General features: G+C 65.4%; 13 protein-coding genes. 6 read left to right on the top strand and 7 right to left on the bottom strand.

Features of this window, described 5'->3' with window-relative positions; genetic code table 11:
• The first annotated feature begins 39 nt into the window (after positions 1-39).
• The 3 genes from pulA (at position 40) to ACZ0BA_RS26015 (ending at position 6,218) form a co-directional block, all read left to right on the top strand.
• Entirely contained in the window at positions 40-3,132 is a 3,093-nt protein-coding gene (pulA, locus tag ACZ0BA_RS26025; protein ID WP_463454010.1) for a pullulanase-type alpha-1,6-glucosidase, read from the top strand.
• Between the two features lie 124 nt (positions 3,133-3,256).
• Positions 3,257-3,553 carry a PsiF family protein gene (locus ACZ0BA_RS26020; protein ID WP_463454008.1) on the top strand — a complete coding sequence of 99 codons (297 nt, stop codon included), beginning with the start codon at positions 3,257-3,259 and terminating at the stop codon, positions 3,551-3,553.
• Between the two features lie 103 nt (positions 3,554-3,656).
• Positions 3,657-6,218, top strand: coding sequence for a chemotaxis protein CheW (locus ACZ0BA_RS26015; protein WP_463454007.1), 2,562 nt, complete (start codon positions 3,657-3,659; stop codon positions 6,216-6,218).
• Positions 6,219-6,257: 39 nt separating this feature from the next.
• Here ACZ0BA_RS26015 and tcuC read toward each other — a convergent pair whose 3' ends face one another.
• The gene (tcuC, locus tag ACZ0BA_RS26010; RefSeq protein WP_463454005.1) at positions 6,258-7,571 is read right to left on the bottom strand and encodes a tricarballylate/proton symporter TcuC; all 1,314 of its coding nucleotides are present in this window, start codon (positions 7,569-7,571) and stop codon (positions 6,258-6,260) included.
• A gap of 231 nt (positions 7,572-7,802) precedes the next feature.
• Here tcuC and ACZ0BA_RS26005 point away from each other — a divergent pair, with 231 nt between their 5' ends.
• Together ACZ0BA_RS26005 and ACZ0BA_RS26000 are read left to right on the top strand one after the other, a co-directional pair.
• Positions 7,803-8,459: a GIN domain-containing protein gene (locus ACZ0BA_RS26005; RefSeq protein ID WP_463454004.1), complete on the top strand. Its 657-nt coding sequence runs from the start codon at positions 7,803-7,805 to the stop codon at positions 8,457-8,459.
• Between the two features lie 103 nt (positions 8,460-8,562).
• On the top strand, positions 8,563-10,452 hold the full coding sequence (locus ACZ0BA_RS26000; protein WP_463454003.1) for a putative bifunctional diguanylate cyclase/phosphodiesterase: 1,890 nt from the start codon (positions 8,563-8,565) through the stop codon (positions 10,450-10,452).
• 12 nt (positions 10,453-10,464) lie between these two features.
• On the opposite strand, the gene ACZ0BA_RS25995 is transcribed toward ACZ0BA_RS26000, so the two are convergent.
• Positions 10,465-11,355, bottom strand: a complete 891-nt coding sequence (locus ACZ0BA_RS25995) for a head GIN domain-containing protein (protein WP_463454001.1) — start codon at positions 11,353-11,355, stop codon at positions 10,465-10,467.
• Positions 11,356-11,484: 129 nt separating this feature from the next.
• On the opposite strand from ACZ0BA_RS25995, the gene ACZ0BA_RS25990 reads away from it, so the two are divergent.
• Positions 11,485-11,859 (top strand): nucleotide pyrophosphohydrolase, encoded by a 375-nt coding sequence (locus ACZ0BA_RS25990; RefSeq protein WP_463454000.1) that lies wholly within the window; start codon positions 11,485-11,487, stop codon positions 11,857-11,859.
• Here ACZ0BA_RS25990 and ACZ0BA_RS25985 read toward each other — a convergent pair.
• From ACZ0BA_RS25985 to ACZ0BA_RS25965, 5 genes are all read right to left on the bottom strand, one after another.
• Positions 11,856-12,773 (bottom strand): alpha/beta hydrolase, encoded by a 918-nt coding sequence (locus tag ACZ0BA_RS25985; protein ID WP_463453999.1) that lies wholly within the window; start codon positions 12,771-12,773, stop codon positions 11,856-11,858. The two genes, ACZ0BA_RS25990 and ACZ0BA_RS25985, sit on opposite strands and share 4 nt — an antisense overlap.
• Positions 12,774-12,864: 91 nt before the next feature.
• Positions 12,865-15,333: a TonB-dependent receptor plug domain-containing protein gene (locus ACZ0BA_RS25980; protein WP_463453998.1), complete on the bottom strand. Its 2,469-nt coding sequence runs from the start codon at positions 15,331-15,333 to the stop codon at positions 12,865-12,867.
• Positions 15,334-15,401: 68 nt separating this feature from the next.
• On the bottom strand, positions 15,402-15,944 hold the full coding sequence (locus tag ACZ0BA_RS25975) for a RidA family protein (RefSeq protein WP_463453997.1): 543 nt from the start codon (positions 15,942-15,944) through the stop codon (positions 15,402-15,404).
• Positions 15,945-15,968: 24 nt separating this feature from the next.
• The gene (locus ACZ0BA_RS25970) at positions 15,969-16,388 is read right to left on the bottom strand and encodes a c-type cytochrome (RefSeq protein WP_463453996.1); all 420 of its coding nucleotides are present in this window, start codon (positions 16,386-16,388) and stop codon (positions 15,969-15,971) included.
• Positions 16,385-18,010 (bottom strand): flavin monoamine oxidase family protein, encoded by a 1,626-nt coding sequence (locus tag ACZ0BA_RS25965; protein ID WP_463453995.1) that lies wholly within the window; start codon positions 18,008-18,010, stop codon positions 16,385-16,387. Before ACZ0BA_RS25965 ends, ACZ0BA_RS25970 begins: the two co-directional genes overlap by 4 nt.
• Positions 18,011-18,048: the final 38 nt, after the last annotated feature.

The following is an 18,048-nucleotide window of genomic DNA, read 5'->3' as shown; positions in this document are numbered from 1 at the left end:
TTCGGAGGCCACCACACCATACAGACAATGGAGACGCGCATGACAACGCACTGTAGTTTACTTTCACGCCTGAAATATATTTCGGCACTGGCGATACTGGCCGCACTGGCAGCCTGCGGCGGAGGCGACACCGACGCCACCGCCACGCCAACCGCAAAAACCCTGGCCAGCACCACCATCGGCGCAGCGGCCAGCCCGCAAGCCGCCGGCACCATCCGCATGCACTACCACCGCGCCCAAGGCGACGAGGCGCAATGGGGCGTCTACTCCTGGGAAGGCCCGACCAATCCCAGCCCCGCCTGGATCACGGGCCGCTTCATGTTCACCCAAAGCGACGCCTTCGGCCGCTACGTCGACATCCCGGTCGACACGGCGAAAGCCGCGATCTCCTTCCTCGTCACCGACGGCAGCGGCAATAAAAACTGCGGCAACGATCAATCGGCCACCTTCAACGCGAACATCGCCAGCGTCGGCCAGGAAGTCTGGATGCTGGAAGGCGACTGCACCGTCTACAATACCGAGCCGGCCATCAGCCTCGGAAATCTGAACAGCGCCAGCGCGCACTGGCTGTCCGCCACCACCTTCGCCTGGCCCGGCGTGCCCGCCGGCGGCAGCTATAAACTGTATTACGCGGCCAACGGCGGCCTGGGGTCCAACCCCGCTGGCGTCACAGGCGCCGATGGCAGCATCGCCCTGAACCCGATCGGCGCCCTGCCGGCGGCGCTGCGTGAAAAATATCCGCACCTGGCCGGCGCCACCGCGCTGACCATGTCCAGCACCGACGCCGCCGGCATCGCCGCCCGCGCCAGCAACCAGTTTGCGATCGCGCAATTCGACGCCACCGGCAAACTGATACAAGTGACTTCGCTGCAAACCAGCGGCATGCTGGACGACGTCTTCGCCGGCGCCGCCAAGGCCTCGCTGGGCCTGATCTACAGCCGCAACGGCGCTCCCACCTTCCGCATCTGGGCGCCGACCGCCAAGGCGGTCAGCCTGAATATCTATCCCGACGCGAACAGCCCAAGCATCGCCACGCGCGCCATGGTGCGCGATGGCGCCAACGGCGTATGGAGCTACACCGCGCCGGACGCCAGCTGGGTCAATCGCTACTACTACACCTACAACGTGCAGGTGCTCTCGCGCTGGGCCGGCAATACGATCGTCAACAACACCGTGACCGACCCGTACTCGCTCAGCGTCAGCGCCAACAGCCAGCGCAGCTTCGTCGCCAACCTCGATAGCGCGGCCCTCAAACCGGGCGGCTGGGACCATCACAGCCTGCCGCGGCTCGACCAGCCGACCGACATCGCGCTGTACGAACTGCATATCCGCGACTTCAGCGCCAGCGACGCCAGCGTGCCCGCCACCCATCGCGGCAAATACCTGGCCTTCACCGACGAAGGCTCCAACGGCATGCGCCACCTGCGCGAACTGCGCAAGGCCGGCCTGACCCATATCCACCTGCTGCCGTCGTTCGACTACGCCAGCGTCAACGAAACCGGCTGCACCACGCCGTCGATACCGAACGCCGCGCCCAACGCGCCCGACCAGCAAGCGGCGGTGGAAGCCACGCGTGGCGCCGACTGCTTCAACTGGGGCTACGATCCGGTGCACTACACGGCGCCGGAAGGCAGCTATGCGACCAACGCCAACGACGGCGCGGTCCGCGTACGCGAGTTCCGCTCAATGGTGCAGGGCCTGCACGAACAAGGCCTGCGGGTGGTGATGGACGTCGTCTACAACCACACCAGCGCCTCGCAGCAAGGGCCGCTGTCGGTGCTCGACAAAATCGTCCCGACCTACTACTACCGCCTCAATGCGGCCGGCGGCATCACCAACGACAGCTGCTGCGCCGACACCGCCTCGGAAAACGCCATGATGGCCAAGCTGATGATCGACTCGGTCAGCACCTGGGCGCGCGACTACAAGGTCGACAGCTTCCGCTTCGACATCATGGGCTTCACGCCGCTGCCGGTGATGAAGCGGCTGCAGGCGGCCGTCAACGCCGCCGCCCAGCGCGACATCTACATCTACGGCGAGGCGTGGAACTTCGGCACCGTCGGCAACGACGCCCGCTTCGTGCAGGCGCGCCAGGCCAATATGTACGGTTCGGGCATCGGCTCCTTCAACGACAGGCTGCGCGACGCGGTGCGCGGAGGCGGCTGCTGCGACAGCGGCGCGAGCCTGATCAACCAGCAAGGCTTCATCAACGGCGCCTTCTACGATCCGAACGCGCAATCCACGCAAACCAAGGACGACTTGCTGCGGCTTGGGGATCTGGTCAAGGTCGGCCTGTCCGGCACCTTGCGCGACTATGGCTTCATCGACCGCACCGGCGCCTGGCGCAAGAACTCGCAGATCGACTACTTCGGCCAGCAGGCCGGTTTCGCCGCCAACCCGGCCGAAACCATCAACTACATCGAGGCCCACGACAACCAGACGCTGTTCGACCTGAACGCCTACAAGCTGCCGCAAGCGACCAGCATGGCCGACCGCGTGCGGGTGCAGAATCTCGGCGCGGCGATTAACATCCTGTCTCAGGGCATACCGTTCCTGCACGCCGGACAGGAAATCCTGCGCTCCAAATCGATGGACCGCGACAGCTACGACGCCGGCGACTGGTTCAACAAGCTCGATTACAGCTACCAATCGAACGGCTTCGGCGTCGGCTTGCCGCTGGCTGGCGTCAACCAGGAAAACTGGCCGCTGATGTCGCCCATCCTCGCCAACCCGCTGATCAAGCCGGACACCAACGCCATCGTCAGCGCGAAGGACTACGTCAACGACATGCTGGAGATCCGCCAGGACAGCGCCCTGTTCCGCCTGCCCACCGGGGACGAGGTATCGAAGCGGCTGCGCTTCCACAACACGGGACCGGCGCAGATCCCCGGCCTGATCGTCATGAGCATCGACGGTCGCGCCCCGCTGCGCAGCGGCGACGCCAAATACAAATCGGTGGTGGTGGTGTTCAACGTCGACAAAGTCGGCAAAACGATCGCCATCCCGGAACTGGCCGGCCGCAGGCTGACGCTGCACCACGTGTTGCGCAGAACCCGCACCGGCGACTACGACAGCGCCGGCGGCAGCTTCACCGTCGCCCCGCGCGCCACCGCCGTATTTGTCGAACGATAGCGAAAATTACCGAGCCGTAATCTGCCGGGCACGTGGAAACTGTCCTGGCAGCAGCAACATCAGTTATAGTCTTCATGTGGCCACGGGCCCGACCATTCGCATTTCGACCGCAGAGGAAACCATGATGAAAAAACTATTCGTTGCCAGCCTGATCCTGTCATTGAGCGGCGCGGTGTTTGCCGCCGAACCGACAGCCCAGCAAAGCAAAATGAAAACCTGTAACGCCGATGCGACCGGAAAAAAAGGCGATGAGCGCAAAGCCTTCATGAAGCAATGTCTGAGCGCCAAACCCGCAGCCGCGGCGCCGGAAGCAAAACTGACGCAGCAAGACAAGATGAAAAAATGTAATGCCGACGCCACCGGGAAAAAAGGTGACGACCGCAAGACATTCATGAAATCCTGCCTCAGTAACAAGGCTTAATCCAAAACCAGCGCCATCCACACCCGATGGCGTTTTTTTTCGCCACTTTCCCGTCTGGCATAAAAATTGCTGTGGAAATACTTTTTTATGTCGGATCCGGGATATGAAAACGCCACCAGCCGCAAGCGCCGACACCTTTTTGCCGTATATGCCGGACGTCGCGCGCTGCGAACTGTCGCTGCGCGAACTGAATCAAATGTGGCAGCTGATCGAGTCGTCGGCCAAGATGAACTGCCCGGCCGAGGCCCGCCTGCTGCTGCCGGCGATGGTGGCCACGCGCACCGGTTTCGCGCAGCTCGAAAGCGCGCTGATCGCCAATCTGGTGCAGGAAAAGGTGCGCCATGTGCTGGCCGACCTGGGCACCCAGGCGCGCTACGCGATCGATATCCTGGTGCGCAACCTGTTCGAGCGCACCGCCGATGTCGGATTCCTGGCCACCGATGTCGATCTGTGCCGCTTTGTCGCCGGAATCGGCGATGACTGCGAGGACGGCGTCGGCCTCGAAGCGGCGCGCCAACGCCTGTCCGATTACCGCGACAAATACACCGTCTACGACGAGATCCTGTTGCTGGACCTGGACGGGCGTGTGCTGGTGCAGGCCGATCCCGCCACGCCGGTGAACCACAGCCGCGATGCGCTGCTGGCCGCGACGCTTGCCGCCTCCGGTTACGTAGAGACCTTCCGCGCCACCGACCTGCGGCCCGGCAAACCGCGCGCGCTGGTGTATTCGCACCGCATGCTGCATCCGGACAGCGGCGAGCCGGCCGGCGTGTTATGCCTGTGCTTCAATTTCGATCAGGAGATGGACGCCATCTTCGCGTCCTACCGCGATCCGTCGCACCGCGCCAACATGCTGCTGCTCGACGCGCAGGACCGCGTCATCAGCAGCGCCGATCCGCTGTGGATACCGGCCGGCGTCAAGGTGCCGACCAACGTCGACGGCCTGTCGCAGCTGTTGATGTTCGGCGGCCGCGAATACCTGGTGCGCACTTTCCGCTCCGACGGCTACCAGGGCTATCCCGGCCCGGCCGGCTGGAAGGGACAGTTGATGATGCCTGTCGATCTGGCCTTCCGCAACGCCGCCGCCGATGCGCTGGGCGGTGTCGATCCGCAGTTGATCGAAGGCTTGCTGTCGCACGCGCAGGCATTCAGCCCTACCCTTCATGAGTTAATGAGCGCGGTGACACGCACCACCCGCACCATCGAACGCATCGTCTGGAACGGCAAGGTCACCAGCGCCGCGAACGAAGGCCACGGGCATCACAGCGGCAACGTCAACAAGCTCAATACCGTCCTCGATCAGATTACCGAAACCGGTGGCCGCAGCGATGCGATCTTTTCACGCTCGATCCAGGATCTGTACCAGACGGTGCTCACGGCCAGCATCAGCGAGGCCGAACTGACTTCGCGGCTGCTGGTCGATATGTTGGACCGCAATCTGTACGAGCGCGCCAACGATTGCCGCTGGTGGGCGTTGAGCGCGCAGCTGCGGCGCGGCCTGGCCTATCCGTCGACCGAACAAGCCGCCGCGATGAATGATGTCCTGGCCCACATCAACAGCCTGTACACCGTGTACGCGCGCCTGTTCGTCTACGACCGCACCGGCCGCATCGTGGCCAGCACCGGCGAGGGCGATGGCCGGCCGACCAGTATCGGCGCCCAGGTCGATAGCGCCACACTGGGCCGCGTTTGCGCGCTGCGCAGCGACCTCGATCACTATCCCGAACCGTTCGCGCCATCGGCCTTGTACGGCGGCGAGCCGACCTTCATCTATCACGCGGCGATCCGCCATCCGGAACAGACGTCCACGGTCGTCGGCGGCATCGGCATCGTGTTCGATTCGCGTCCCGAGCTGCTCAACATGCTGCACAGCGGCGTCGCCGGCCGCCGCAATATGCACGCCTTCTTCATCACACCGGATCGCTGCATCCTGTCGTCCACGGATCCCGCCTGTCCGCCGGGCGATACGCTGGCACTGGACGCCAGCCTGCTGGCGGCGGCCGAAAACGGCGCCGGCGACAGCGTCTCGCGCATCATGCTGCATGGCGGCCAATATGTGATCGCCGCGTGCACGCGGGCCTCAGGCTATCGCGAATTCCGCGCCGGCGCGAACGCGGATATCGAACAGCCGGTGCTGTCGGTGCTGATCGAGTCGTTCGGCCAGGTGCGCGACAAATCGGCGATGCCGGCGCCGCCGGCGCAGATCGAGCGCCGCAGCGACACCGGTCCCGATTTCGCCATCTTCTATGCCGGCCGCACGCTGATGGCGCTGAAGGCGGCGCGGATACAGGAGGCCGTACCCTTCGCCAAGGTGCAAAAAGCCGCCGGCAACAATCCGGCCCGGGTCGGCATGCTGGACGTGCCGCTGGCAGGCGGTAAAAAGCATTTTGTGTGGGTGTTCGATCTGGCGCTGCTGGCGACGGGCAAAGCCGGTGTGGTGACCGACAACAGCCAGGTGATGCTGGTGCACCTGGGCGACAGCACCATCGGCCTGCTGGTCGACGACCTTCATTCGGTGCAGCAGTTCGATACCGCCGACATGACCGAATCGCCGATGGGATCGGACCAGTCGGCGCTGGCGCCGCGCCTGATCAAGGCCAACCAGGGCAATCTGCTGATACAGGAAATCGATATCGAACGCCTGTTCGCGCGCCTGCGCACCTGACGGCGGCAGGCCGCGCGCGACCGATAATGTGACGGCGCCTTACGCGGCCATGCGGCCGGCCGGGGTATCGGCGCCCAGCATGCGCTGGCGACGATACAGGACCAAGGTGGCGCACAGGCCGCACGCCGCGGCAAAGGTCATCCACCAACCAGGCGCGCTCTTGTCGCCAGTGTATTCGATCAGGCCCGTGGCGATCGCCGGCGTGAAGCCGCCGAACACCGCCGTCGCCAGGCTGTACGCCAGCGAGAAGCCGACCGTGCGCACTTCGACCGGCATCACTTCGGTCAGCGCCACCACCATGGCGCCGTTGTAGCTGGCGTACAGGAAGGACAGCCACAACTCCACTTCCAGCATGTGGGCGAAGCTGGGCGCATTGACCAGCCAGTGCAGCGCCGGATACGCGGTCAGGATCGCCAGCGCCGAAAAGCACAGCAGCAACGGACGGCGTCCGACGCGGTCCGACAAGGCCCCCATCACCGGCAGCCAGATGAAGTTGGACACGCCGACGCACAGGGTGACGATCAGCGCCGCGCTGGTGGTCAGGTGCAGCACACTCTTGCCGAAGGTCGGCGTGTAGACGGTGATGAGATAGAACGACACGGTGGTCATCGCGACCAGCATCATGCCGGAGATGACGAGCGCCCAGTTGTTCAACATCGAACGGAAAATCTCCCTGACCTCGGGGCGGTGCTTGCGGGCCTTGAACTCCTCGGTTTCCTGCAGCGAGCGGCGGATTACGAACAGCACCGGCACGATCATGCAGCCGACGAAAAACGGAACGCGCCAGCCCCACTCGCCCACCTGCGCCGGCGTGAGCCACTTGTTCAAGCCAAAGCCCAGCGCGGCGGCCGCCACGACGGCGACCTGCTGGCTGGCCGATTGCCAGCTGACGTAGAAGCCCTTGCGGCCGGGCGTCGCCATCTCGGCCAGGTAGACCGAGACGCCGCCCAGTTCCACACCGGCGGAAAAGCCCTGCAGCAGGCGGCCGGTCAGCACCAGCAGCGGCGCAGCATAACCAATAGTGGCGTAGCCGGGAACGCAGGCGATCAGCAAAGTACCCATGGCCATCAGCGCCAGCGTGACGATCAGCCCCTTGCGGCGGCCCACGCGGTCGACATAGGCGCCGAGGAAGATGGCGCCCAGTGGCCGCATCAGGAAGCCGGCGCCGAAGGTCATGAAGGTCATCATCAGCGACGCCAGCTCGTCGCCGGCCGGGAAAAAGGCGTTGGCGATGGCGGTGGCGTAGAACCCGAACAGGAAGAAGTCGAACATCTCCATGAAATTACCGCTGACGACGCGGAAAACAGTGCCGGGGCGCGATTGCGCGTTTTTTGGTGTAGCGGTGGGTGTCATGTGGTCCTCGATGCGGTGCGGTTTCTCCGGGATCATACGCCCTTTGCACGTGACTTGCCGGACGCTAGCGGGTCGCGGCGGGACGGCGTCACGCCGCAAAACGTAGCCGCAGCGCAACACATCGACATTTTCTTGCAGTTCGTCGCAAAGATGTCGGTCGCGGTGGCCAAGTTCAGTAAAATCAACGTTATCAAAATAAGTAACCATTGAACAAACCATCAAGGATTCACCATGCGCCGCACCGCTTCCGCTGTCCTGACCACCGCCCTGATCGCCGCCCTGACCTCCACCTTGTACGTCGTCAGCGCCCCGGCGCTGGCGGCCGAGTCGACCCGCGCGCTGCCGCCGTTCATCGCCGTCAACGCCAAGGGCGCGTTCGCGATGACGGTCGAAGCGGGCAAGACGCAGTCGGTGGTGGTGCGCGGCGATGACAAGTTCGTCGCCGATCTGAAGACCGCGGTGGTCGACAACGAACTGCAGATCTCCATGCCGGACCAGAGCTACACCGGTTCCAGGGGCGACCCGCGCATCATCATCACGGTACCCACCCTGAGCCGCGTGAAGGTCGAAGGCGCCGGCGAAACCATCATCAGCAAGGTCAATACCGACCGCCTCGACATCGGCTACCTGGGCGCCGGCCAACTGGTCGCCAGCGGCAAGGTCAAGTACCTGCGCCTGAACGCCAAGGGCGTGGGCCAGGTCGACACCCACGCGCTGCACGCGGAGCGGGTCGATGTCAATTTCGAAGGCGTGGGCAGCGTCAGCGTCTACGCCAGCGATCTGCTCAACGCCGTGGCCAAGGGCATGGGCTCCCTGAACTACTACGGCAAGCCGAAAACCGTCAACAAATCGGTGTCTGGCATCGGCAGCGTCACCGCCGGGGACTGAAACGGGCCCGCCGGTCCGGTGACACGGGTCGCGATTGCGGGTACCATCAGGATCGGAAACCACCAATAACAATAGATCCATCGCACCTGGGGGGACGGCTAACGTGGCTGCGCCGAACGACATAGCGCACTGGCGGGCGCGGATTTTCGCCAGGCTGCTGCTGATCGTGTTCCTGCTCGGACTGGGCACGGCCGTACCCAGCATGCTGCTGGCCGCCAGCGAGGGCATGTGGTCGATCGTCGTCATCGACGTTATCGCGCTGTCGTGGCTCGGCGCCATCCTGCTGCTGCGCCGCCTCGCCTACACCATCCGCGTGCTCAACTTCCTGGCGGTCGCCTTCCTGGTCGGCGTCGGCCTGCTGCTCAAGATCGGGCCGGTCAGCCAGATCTACCTGATGGCCATTCCGGTGCTTGCCGCCCTGCTGCTCGGACTGCGCCCGGCGCTGTGGATGCTGCTGTTGGCAGGTCTCGCGGTGATGGTACTCGGGTTCGATGAAAACGCCAAGCTGCAAATCGAGGGCATGCCCGACCATGCGTTTCTCAAGTCGGCCATCATCTCGATCAATTTCATGTTCATCACGGCGGTGCTGACGTTGTCCTGCGCCGTGTTGCTGCAGCAGCTGGCGCGCTCGTTCGACGAGCTGCGGGCCGGCGCCGATTCGCTGGAGCGGCTGGCGTTCTTCGACGTGCTTACCGGCCTGCCCAACCGCCGCCTGCTGATGGACCGCATCGACACGCTGTTGGCCAGTTCCGCGCGCAGCGCCACCTTCAGCGCGGTGATGTTCGTCGATCTCGATCGCTTCAAAACCATCAACGACGCGCGCGGCCACGCGATCGGCGACGCGCTGCTGTGCAAGGCGGCGGAGCGATTGAGCCAGCTGGTACGCAAGGCCGACACTGTGGCGCGCATTGGCGGCGACGAATTCGTGGTGGTGCTGGCGCACCTGGCCGACGATCTGGAGAGCGCCACCCGTGCCGCCCGCGCGGTAGCCGAAAAAGTCCGCCTGACCATCGGCCATGAGTTCGAGATCGACGGCCAGCTGTACACCTCGACCGCCAGCATCGGCGTGACAATGCTGCCCAAACCGCGCCAGGGCCAGGAGCTGGAACAGACCGCGCACGACCTGCTGCGCGAGGCCGATACGGCGATGTACCGCGCCAAGGCCGAGGGCCGCAACGGCATCGCCTTCTTCGAGATGGCGATGCAGACGGCGGTCGAACACCGGCTGTCGATGGAACGCGACCTGGCCACCGCGCTGGCCGGCGGCGAGCTGCGAATGCACGTGCAGCCGCAGGTCGACCGCGACGGCCGCGCCATCGGCGGCGAGTTGCTGATGCGCTGGCCACTGGCCGGCGGCGCCATGGTGCCGCCGTCGGTCTTCATCCCGGTGGCGGAGGAATCGGGACTGATACTGGCGCTCGGCGCGTGGGCGCTGCGCCAGGCCTGCGAGGCGTTGCTGCTGCTGGAGCGCGCCGGCGTGTCGATACCGCTGTCGGTCAATGTCAGTCCCAGCCAGTTCCGCCAGCCCGATTTCGTCGCGCTGGTGCAGCGCACCCTGGCCGACACCGGCGCGCCCGCCGACCGGCTGATACTGGAGGTGACCGAGGGCCTGTTGATCGACAAGCTGGAGGAAACCGTCGGCCGCATGCACCAGCTGGCGGCGCTGGGGCTGCGCTTCTCGATCGACGATTTCGGCACCGGCTATTCGAGCCTGGCGTACCTGAAGAAGATGCCGCTGTATGAGCTCAAGATCGACCGCAGCTTCATCATCGACGCCCCCGACGATGCCAGCAGCGCCGCGCTGGTGCAGTCGATCCTGGCGATGGCCGGCCATCTGGGGCTGCACGTGGTGGCCGAGGGCGTGGAAACGCGGGCGCAGGCCGATTTCCTGATCGGCCACGGCTGCCCGTGCCTGCAGGGCTATTTGTATGCGCGGCCGATGCCGCTGGCGGCGATGATCGACCAGCTGACAAACAATACAGCCGCCGCGTAGGACCGATGGTCCTTACTGCAGTACGCTGACGCGCTTTCCGCTGACGCTGCGCTGCGCCGGGTTGCCGTAGACGGTGACCCTTCCCGAGCCGCTGGCGTCGGCCACCAGCGATTGGCTGACGGCGGCCGAGATGCTGCCCGAACCATGCGTGCTCAGTTCCGCGCTCTGGCTGGTCAAGCCGGCCAGATCGGCGCTGCCGGAGCCGTACAGGCGCACGATCATGCTGCGCACGCTGCCGCTGGCGTTGACGCCGCCGGAGCCGTGCAGGTCCAGGCTGAGGGAGTCGCCGCGCAGGTTCCCCAGGTTGAGCCGCCCGGAGCCATTCAGGCTGGCCAGCGTGGACCCGCTTTGCTGGCCGGCCGCGTCGATGCTGCCGGAGCCGTTCAAACGCACCTCCAGCCGGCTGACATTGCCCGCCAACTGCACCGAGCGCGAACCGTTCTGGCCCAGCACCAGCGGGCCGCCATTCAGGCCGCTGACCGACAGGCGCCCGGAGCCGTTCGAATGAATCTGGCGCAGCTGCGCGGTGGTGTAGACCACCCGCAGCGGATTGGCCGTCCGCACGCTGCCTTCGACCCAGACGCGCAAGGTGCCGCCGCTGGCGTCGGTGCGCAGCAGCGGCAGCAGGTTGCTGTCGCCTTCGACCTGCAGCGAGGCCGCCTCGCCGACGCGCACCTCGACCTGCAGCGGGCCGTTGATATCGATGCCGTCCACATTGGCGCCGACGACGGCGTCGCGCCGCTCGACGGCGACCTGGCCGTTGCCCTCGACCGCGCTGCCGCCGAAGGACGACTTGTACTGCATATTGCCATCGTCCGGGATGACGATGACAGCGCAGCCGGCCAGCGTGGCAAGCGTCGAGAAGGCGGCGATGGTGGCGAAGGCGATGGCTGAGCGGCGCATGTTCGGGTGTCCGTGAAGTTATATAGTGCTGCCACTATAGCCAGCGACCACGGTCCGCGCGCGCGTCATGCGACAAACCGTCGAAAACGGGGGCTGAAGCGCAAAATGGATGGTGCTAACATGGCGGCCATGGATACCACACCCGCCTCCCCTTCCCCGGATACCCTGACCGAGCTGCGCGAGCTGACGCGCGCCTTCGCCCGTGAGCGCGACTGGGAGCAGTTCCACACCCCGAAGAACCTGGCGATGGCGCTGTCGGTCGAGGTGGCGGAACTGGCCGAGCATTTCCAGTGGCTGAACACCGGCGCCGACGCCGAACTCGATGACGCCAAACGCGCAGGCATCCGCCACGAGCTGGCCGACGTGCTGCTCTACCTGGTGCAACTGGCCGACAAGAGCGGCGTCGACCTGCGCGCGGCCGCGCTGGAGAAAATCGCCCTGAACGCCGACAAATACCCGGCCGACCGGGTGCGCGGCGACGCCCGCAAGTCGACCGAGTACTAGCGTTCCGCCGGCGGCAGGCCGATGCCGAGCGCCTTGCGGATCTGCGCCGAGACGATGGACCACGACGGCGACGTCGCCGCCACCTCGTCGTAGTGGCTTCCCCCCGGCAGCAGGATCACCTCGGCCGCGTCGCCGGCGGCGATGGCGCGGCGCGCGTAATCGTGTCCGGCCCTTGCCGGCGACACGGTGTCGAATTCTCCGTGGATCAGCACCGTGCGCACGCCGGACGGCAGCATCTCGGCCGGCGAGGTGTCGGCAAAAACGTCCGGCCGCGCGGCGCTCGGCGTGCCGGCCAGCTGCGCGGTGTCGCGCTCGCAGCTGGATTTGATCAAGGCCGCCTCGTTGCGCAGGTCGGCCAGGCCGCCCAAGCTAATCACGGTGGGTACGGGCAGCGGATCGGCCATGTACAGAGGGCTGGTGCGCGGCAGGCGAGAACGCGAGCCGGCCCATTGCGCCAGGTGGCCGCCGGCCGAGTGCCCGACCAGCACGATGCGCGACAGGTCGAGGCGGTGCGCCGGCGCCAGCGCCCGCAGGCGGTCCACCGCGGTGGCGACGTCGTGGTACATGCCGGGGTAGCCGCCGCCCGCCTCGTCGAAGCGGCGGTATTCGACGTTCCATACCGCCACACCCTGGCGCAGCAGGTCGCCGGCGATGTTGCGCATTTGCGTGATGCCGCCGAACTCTTTGGTCCAGCAGCCGCCGTGGATCACCACCGCGACCGGAAACGGGCCGTCGCCGCTCGGTGCAAACAATTCGGCGAACTGGGACGGCGCGCCGCCATAGGCCACGTGCAGGCTGGGGGCGGGGCCGGTCAGGGCCAGGTAGTCCTGCAGGGTCATCGGCGCGGCGGCCCCGGCGCCGGCGCTACCGGCGATGGCGGCGGCCAGCAGGGTTCTGCCCATTGTTTTCAACATGCGTCGCTCCTTGGTGTGAAGGCGTCATGCTACACCATAAAAAAACCGCCCCTTGGGGCGGTCGTGGCCAAAAAAACGCGCCGTCAGGCAGTTACCACTTGTAGTTGGCGCGAACGTAGTAGTAGCCACCGTTGATGCCGAACGGCGAGAACGACGGCAGCACCGTCACCGCGGCGTTGTCCAGCGCGGCGCGCTGGTCGGCCAGCAGCGCCGGATTGACACCGTTCGGGTAGGTGTTGAACAGATTGTTCGCGCCCACCGCCACCGACCATGCCGGATTGACCTTGTAGCCCACTTCCAGATCGGTGATGGCCTTGGCCTTGATCTCGGTCTTGTGATAGACCGAACCATCTTCGCTGCCGTAGTCGTTCGACTTGCCGTAGATCGCCTCGCGCAGGTTGATGGTCCAGTCGCCGATCTTCCACAACGCGCCCAAATTGACGCGCAGCTTCGGCGAGGCCGTCTCCAGGTTCGAGATGGCGGTCTTGTCGAGCAGCGTTTGCGGCAGCAGCTGCGTCGGCGCCTGATTGATCTTGGTGACTTCGACCTTGTTGTAGTTGGCCGCGATCGACCAGTCCACGCGGCCATAACCGCCGTAGTTCTCGTTCAACGTGGTGACGAACTCCAGTCCCCGGCTGCGGGTGTTGACCGCGTTCGAGAAGATGTTGATACCGGTCTGGCTGACGGTGCTATCGAGTACGTTGCCGTTGGCCAGGATCGCCGCCGTGACGGCCGGCGAGTTGACCGCGCCGCCGGAACCGTACAAGGCGCCCGAACCGACGATACGGTCGCGGATCTTGATCTGGTAGACGTCGAACGTGATATTGAGATTGCTGGCCGGGTTGAGCACCATGCCGAGACTGAGGTTGGTGGAAGCCTCGGGCTTCAAGCCGTCGACGCCGACCAGGCGCGCGCCCGGCGAGTTGGGCGCCAGCTGCACGAAGGCGCTGGTCGGGCCGACGTTGGTGGCCGAGTAGTACGACTCGGCCAGGGTCGGCGCGCGAAAGCCGTTACTGAAGGTGCCACGCACGGCCGCCATCGGGGTCAGCTCGTAGCGCGAGGTCAGCTTGCCGACCCTGGCGCTGCCGAAGTCGGAGAAGTGCTCGTAGCGCCCCGCCAGGTCGACCGTCAAGTCCTTGATCGGATTGCCAGCGATGTCGATGTAGGCGGCCTTGTTGGTGCGGCGATGGCGGCCGGCGTCGGTCAGCGAGAAGCCCGGATACGACTGCGAACCTTCCTTGTAGCGCGAGGCGGCGTCGCCGGACTGGATCTCGTACTTGTCGATGCGGTGTTCGACGCCGGCGGCAAAGGTCAGCGGCTTGCTCCAGCCGACATCGAATTCGCGGCTCGACTCGAACGTGGTGGTGAGCTGGCTGGCGATGAAGGCGCCGGCCTTGAAGGTGGTCGGCGAGAAGCCGGTGTCGGCGAACAGCGAGGCGTTGGCCGAATCTTCGACGCCGATCTCGGACTTGTCACGGCCATAGGTGGTGCTCAGGTCCAGGTTCCACTCGGCCAGCTTGCCCTTGACGCCGCCGGTCCAGCCAAAGTCCTTCTGGTTGATCTTTTCCTTCGGCGAGAAGCCCTGCGGGTACATCTTCGGAATGCGGGTAGGCAGGCGGTAGTTCTCGTAGGCGCGCGCGACCTTCTCGCCATAGGTGGCGATGCTGTAGATCTGGACGTCCTTGCCGACGTCCCAGCCGAAGTTGGCCGCCAATACCTGCAGGTGGTACTGGGCGTCGCCCTGGATCTTGTTCAGGTACGGGTAGCCGGGAATCGACGTCATGCCCGGCGCGGCGGCAAGGTTGCCGGCGTCGAGCAGGCGCGGGTCGATGCCGCCACGGTCGCTGTAGTCGTGGTATTTCGATTCGGCCGTCACGCTCAGGAAGGCGTCCTTGAACGGTTCGAAGCCGACATTGGCCGAGCCGCCGACGGTCTTGCCGCCGCCGTCCCAGTAGCCGCCGCCGGTGGCCGACGCGGTGCCGCCATGGTCGTTCGATTTGAGGATGATGTTGATCACGCCGGCGATGGCGTCGGAGCCGTATTGGGCGGCGGCGCCGTCCTGCAGCACCTCGATATGGTCGATCGCGGACACCGGGATGAAGTTCAGGTCGGCCGCGGCGCCGCCCTGGTACGGGCCGCCCAGCACGGCCAGGTTGGCGGTGCCGTGGCGGCGTTTGCCGTTGATCAGTACCAGCGTGTTGTTCGGGCTCAGGCCGCGCAGGCGGGCCGACAGGGTCAGGTTGGCGGTGTCGCCGCCGAAGGCTTGCGCGGTGAACGACGGCAGGTTCTGGGCCAGCGCCTGGATCAAGTCCGGCTGGCCGGTGCGCATCAGCGAGGCCGAGTCGAGGACCTGGATCGGCGAGGCGCTGTTCTCGGCCTTCATGCCGCTCGAACGGGTACCGGTGACGATCACCGACCCGGCCGACGCGGCGTCCGGCGCGGCCGCCGCGTCGACAGACTCGGCGGCGGCGTCGGCGGATGGCGGCGCGGCGTACGCGGCGCCGATCGCCAGGGTGGACAACACGGCTGCGACGCCGATCTTGAGTGTGGCCTTGTGCATATTTAAATCCCCAGTTGATTTATAAGAAAATTAAGTAAGACCTGAACCCGAACCTGAAACTGAAAACCTTATTTTTTGGCGACCACCACCTCGATCTCGACCAGCCAGCCCGGATTGCTCAAACCGGCCACCTGCACTACGGCGCGCGCCGGCAGGTTGGTCTGGGCGCCGCCGAAGTATTGGGTGTAGGCCTCCATGAAGCCCTTGGTGTCGCCCTTGCCGCCCTTGGCCGGATCGCCGACCAGGTAGACGGTCATCTTGACGACGTCGGACATCTCCAGCTTCATGCCCTCGAGGATCTCCTTGATCTTTTTGAGCACCGTCTCGGACTGCGCCTTGGTGTCGCCGAAGGCGGCCAGCGAATCCGGCGCGGCGGTCTTGTCGATCACCGCCGGCACCTGGCCGCTGATGAAGTGGATGGTGGCCGTCGGCGGGATCGACACCGCCAGCGCGATCGGAAAGTCCGAACCGGGAATCTTGTGGCGCACGATGTCGGCCTTCTCCTCCATCTTCGGCGCCTTCGTGGCGGCCATCGCCGGCGATGCCGACAACAGGCCGACGGCGGCGGGTATCAACAGTGCGGCGACTACGTGGCTCAATGCTTTGGTCATGGTCTCGTCTTCCTTTGGTTGTAATCAGTGTTTGTTCGACATTTCGGCGCTGCCGAAATGGGCCACGCCCAGCGCGTCGCGCAGCTTGAGCACCTCGGCCTCGGTCAGCGCGTCGGCCTTGTTGCCCCAGCTGGCGCGCACATACGTCAGGATCGCGGCCATGTCGGCGTCGCTGATGTTCTCGCTGAAGTCGGGCATGCCGCCGCGCCCCTTGAGCAGCACGCCGGCCACCTCCGCGTGGTCGCCGGTGACGAACTTGTTGCCGGCCAGCGCAGGGAACGCGCCCGGGATGCCTTTGCCGGTGGCCTGGTGGCAGGCCGCGCAGTTTTTGAGGAACAGCGCCTTGCCGTCCGGCGCGGTCGTCTGCGCCTGCGACGGCGCCGTGGCGGCCGCCGCGAATGCCGCCACGATGGTCATCGCGGCCTTTAGTAACGTGTCCCTCATGCGCTGGCCCTCGCGTGGATTTTGGCGATCTGCTGCCACGCCGATTCGATGGCGCCGGCCTGCCAGCCGGTCAGGTAGCTCAGGTGCTCGCCGGCCAGCATGATCCTGCCCTCGCCTTCAAGCAGCGTCGGATAGGCGGCGGCGCGGGTCTTCTCGGTCCACTCGGCCCAGCCGCCCAGGTTGTACTGCACCCGGTGCCACGCCACCGAGAACGCGTTCTCGAATTCGTCGCGGTACTGCGGGAAGATTTTCTGGCCGGCGGCGACGGCGAATTCGGCGCGTTCGGTCGGCGTCAGCGCGCTGACCTCGATGGCGGCCGTCTGGTATTGGTAATACCCGAGCAGCACGCCCTTCTTTTTCTGCCAACCGTAGGACGGCATCGAGATGGTGTTGATGCCTTTGAGGTCGGTGAGCACGTGGCCGCCGTAGATGTTGTCGTCCTCTTCCCAGAAGCGGCGCTTCATCTGCAGGCCGATCTTGCCGACCGGCGCGTAGGCCACCGTGGCCACGGCCTTCTTGAAACCGTCGGAGAAATCGGTGTCGATCTGGCGCAGCACCGACAACGGGATCGTGCACAGACAGTAGTCGGCCGTCACGCTGGAAGCCTTGCCGGTGGCGGTATCCTTGAAGGCCACCGTCACGCCCTTGTCGTTCTGGCGGATGGTCTGCACCTCTGCGCGGTAGCGGATCACTTTACCGACGCGCTTTTCAAATGCCTTCGGGATCGCGTCCATGCCGCCGACCGGCTGGAACATGGTGGCCTGCATCGGGAAGTCCTGCACCGCGCTGTAGACGTTGCCCAGCTTGGACGCCAGCAGGTCCTTGAAGCCCAGTGGGTCGGACTGCTTGCCGGGTCCCGGCTCCATGCCGGCGCCGGGATAGACGGCGAACCCGCGTCCGGTGCGGCCCTTGTATTTCAGGTCGGCGCCGGCCAGCTGGCCCTCGTGCGCCAGATAGTCGAGCAGCAGGCGCTTGTCGTCTTCGGTCAGTTCGGCGTCGAGCTGGTTGTTCTTGATCGACTTGGCCAGCATTTCGTCGACGTGGCCGCGCATGTCGGACTTGACCTCCTTGATGCGCAGGCGCTTGCCGGCGAAGGGACCGGCGTTTTCGGAATATACATAGGAGTGGTCGTTCTCGTTGACCATCACTTCCAGCGGCACCTCGAACAGCCGCGTGTAGTGCAGGGTCGACTGGTGATGCAGCGGGATGCGCCACGGGCCGTGGTTGATGTACTGGCCCTCGTCGAACTCGCAGGTCTGTTTGTCGCCGCCCAACTCGGTCAGGCTGAAGCCCTTGCGGGCGGTCTGGCAACGGCCGCCGGCGAAGGCGCGCGCCTCCAGGATCTGGCATTGGTAACCGAGCTTGCCCAGCTCATAGGCGGCGGTCAGCCCGGCCAGGCCGGCGCCGAGGATCAGCACCTTCTTGCCTTTGCCGCTGCCGCTCAGCGCGGGCGGCGCGGATGCCGCCGAGCCGATGCCCATGCCCCAGGCGTTCATGGTATTTAACAGCAAGCCGGTGCCGCCGACGGCGGCGGCCCGGTACAGAAAGTCCCTGCGGGTGAATGAACTAATCGAACTAATCGAACTAAACGATTTAAACGGTTTTACTGTTTTGCTATCCATCTGCTTTCCTCACCAGTCTGCCTGAAATACCTTGGGTC

This window comes from Duganella sp. AC917, from assembly GCF_979258245.1.
Note: the sequence above shows the minus strand (reverse complement) of the source record. Positions and strands in the feature narration are given on the sequence as shown.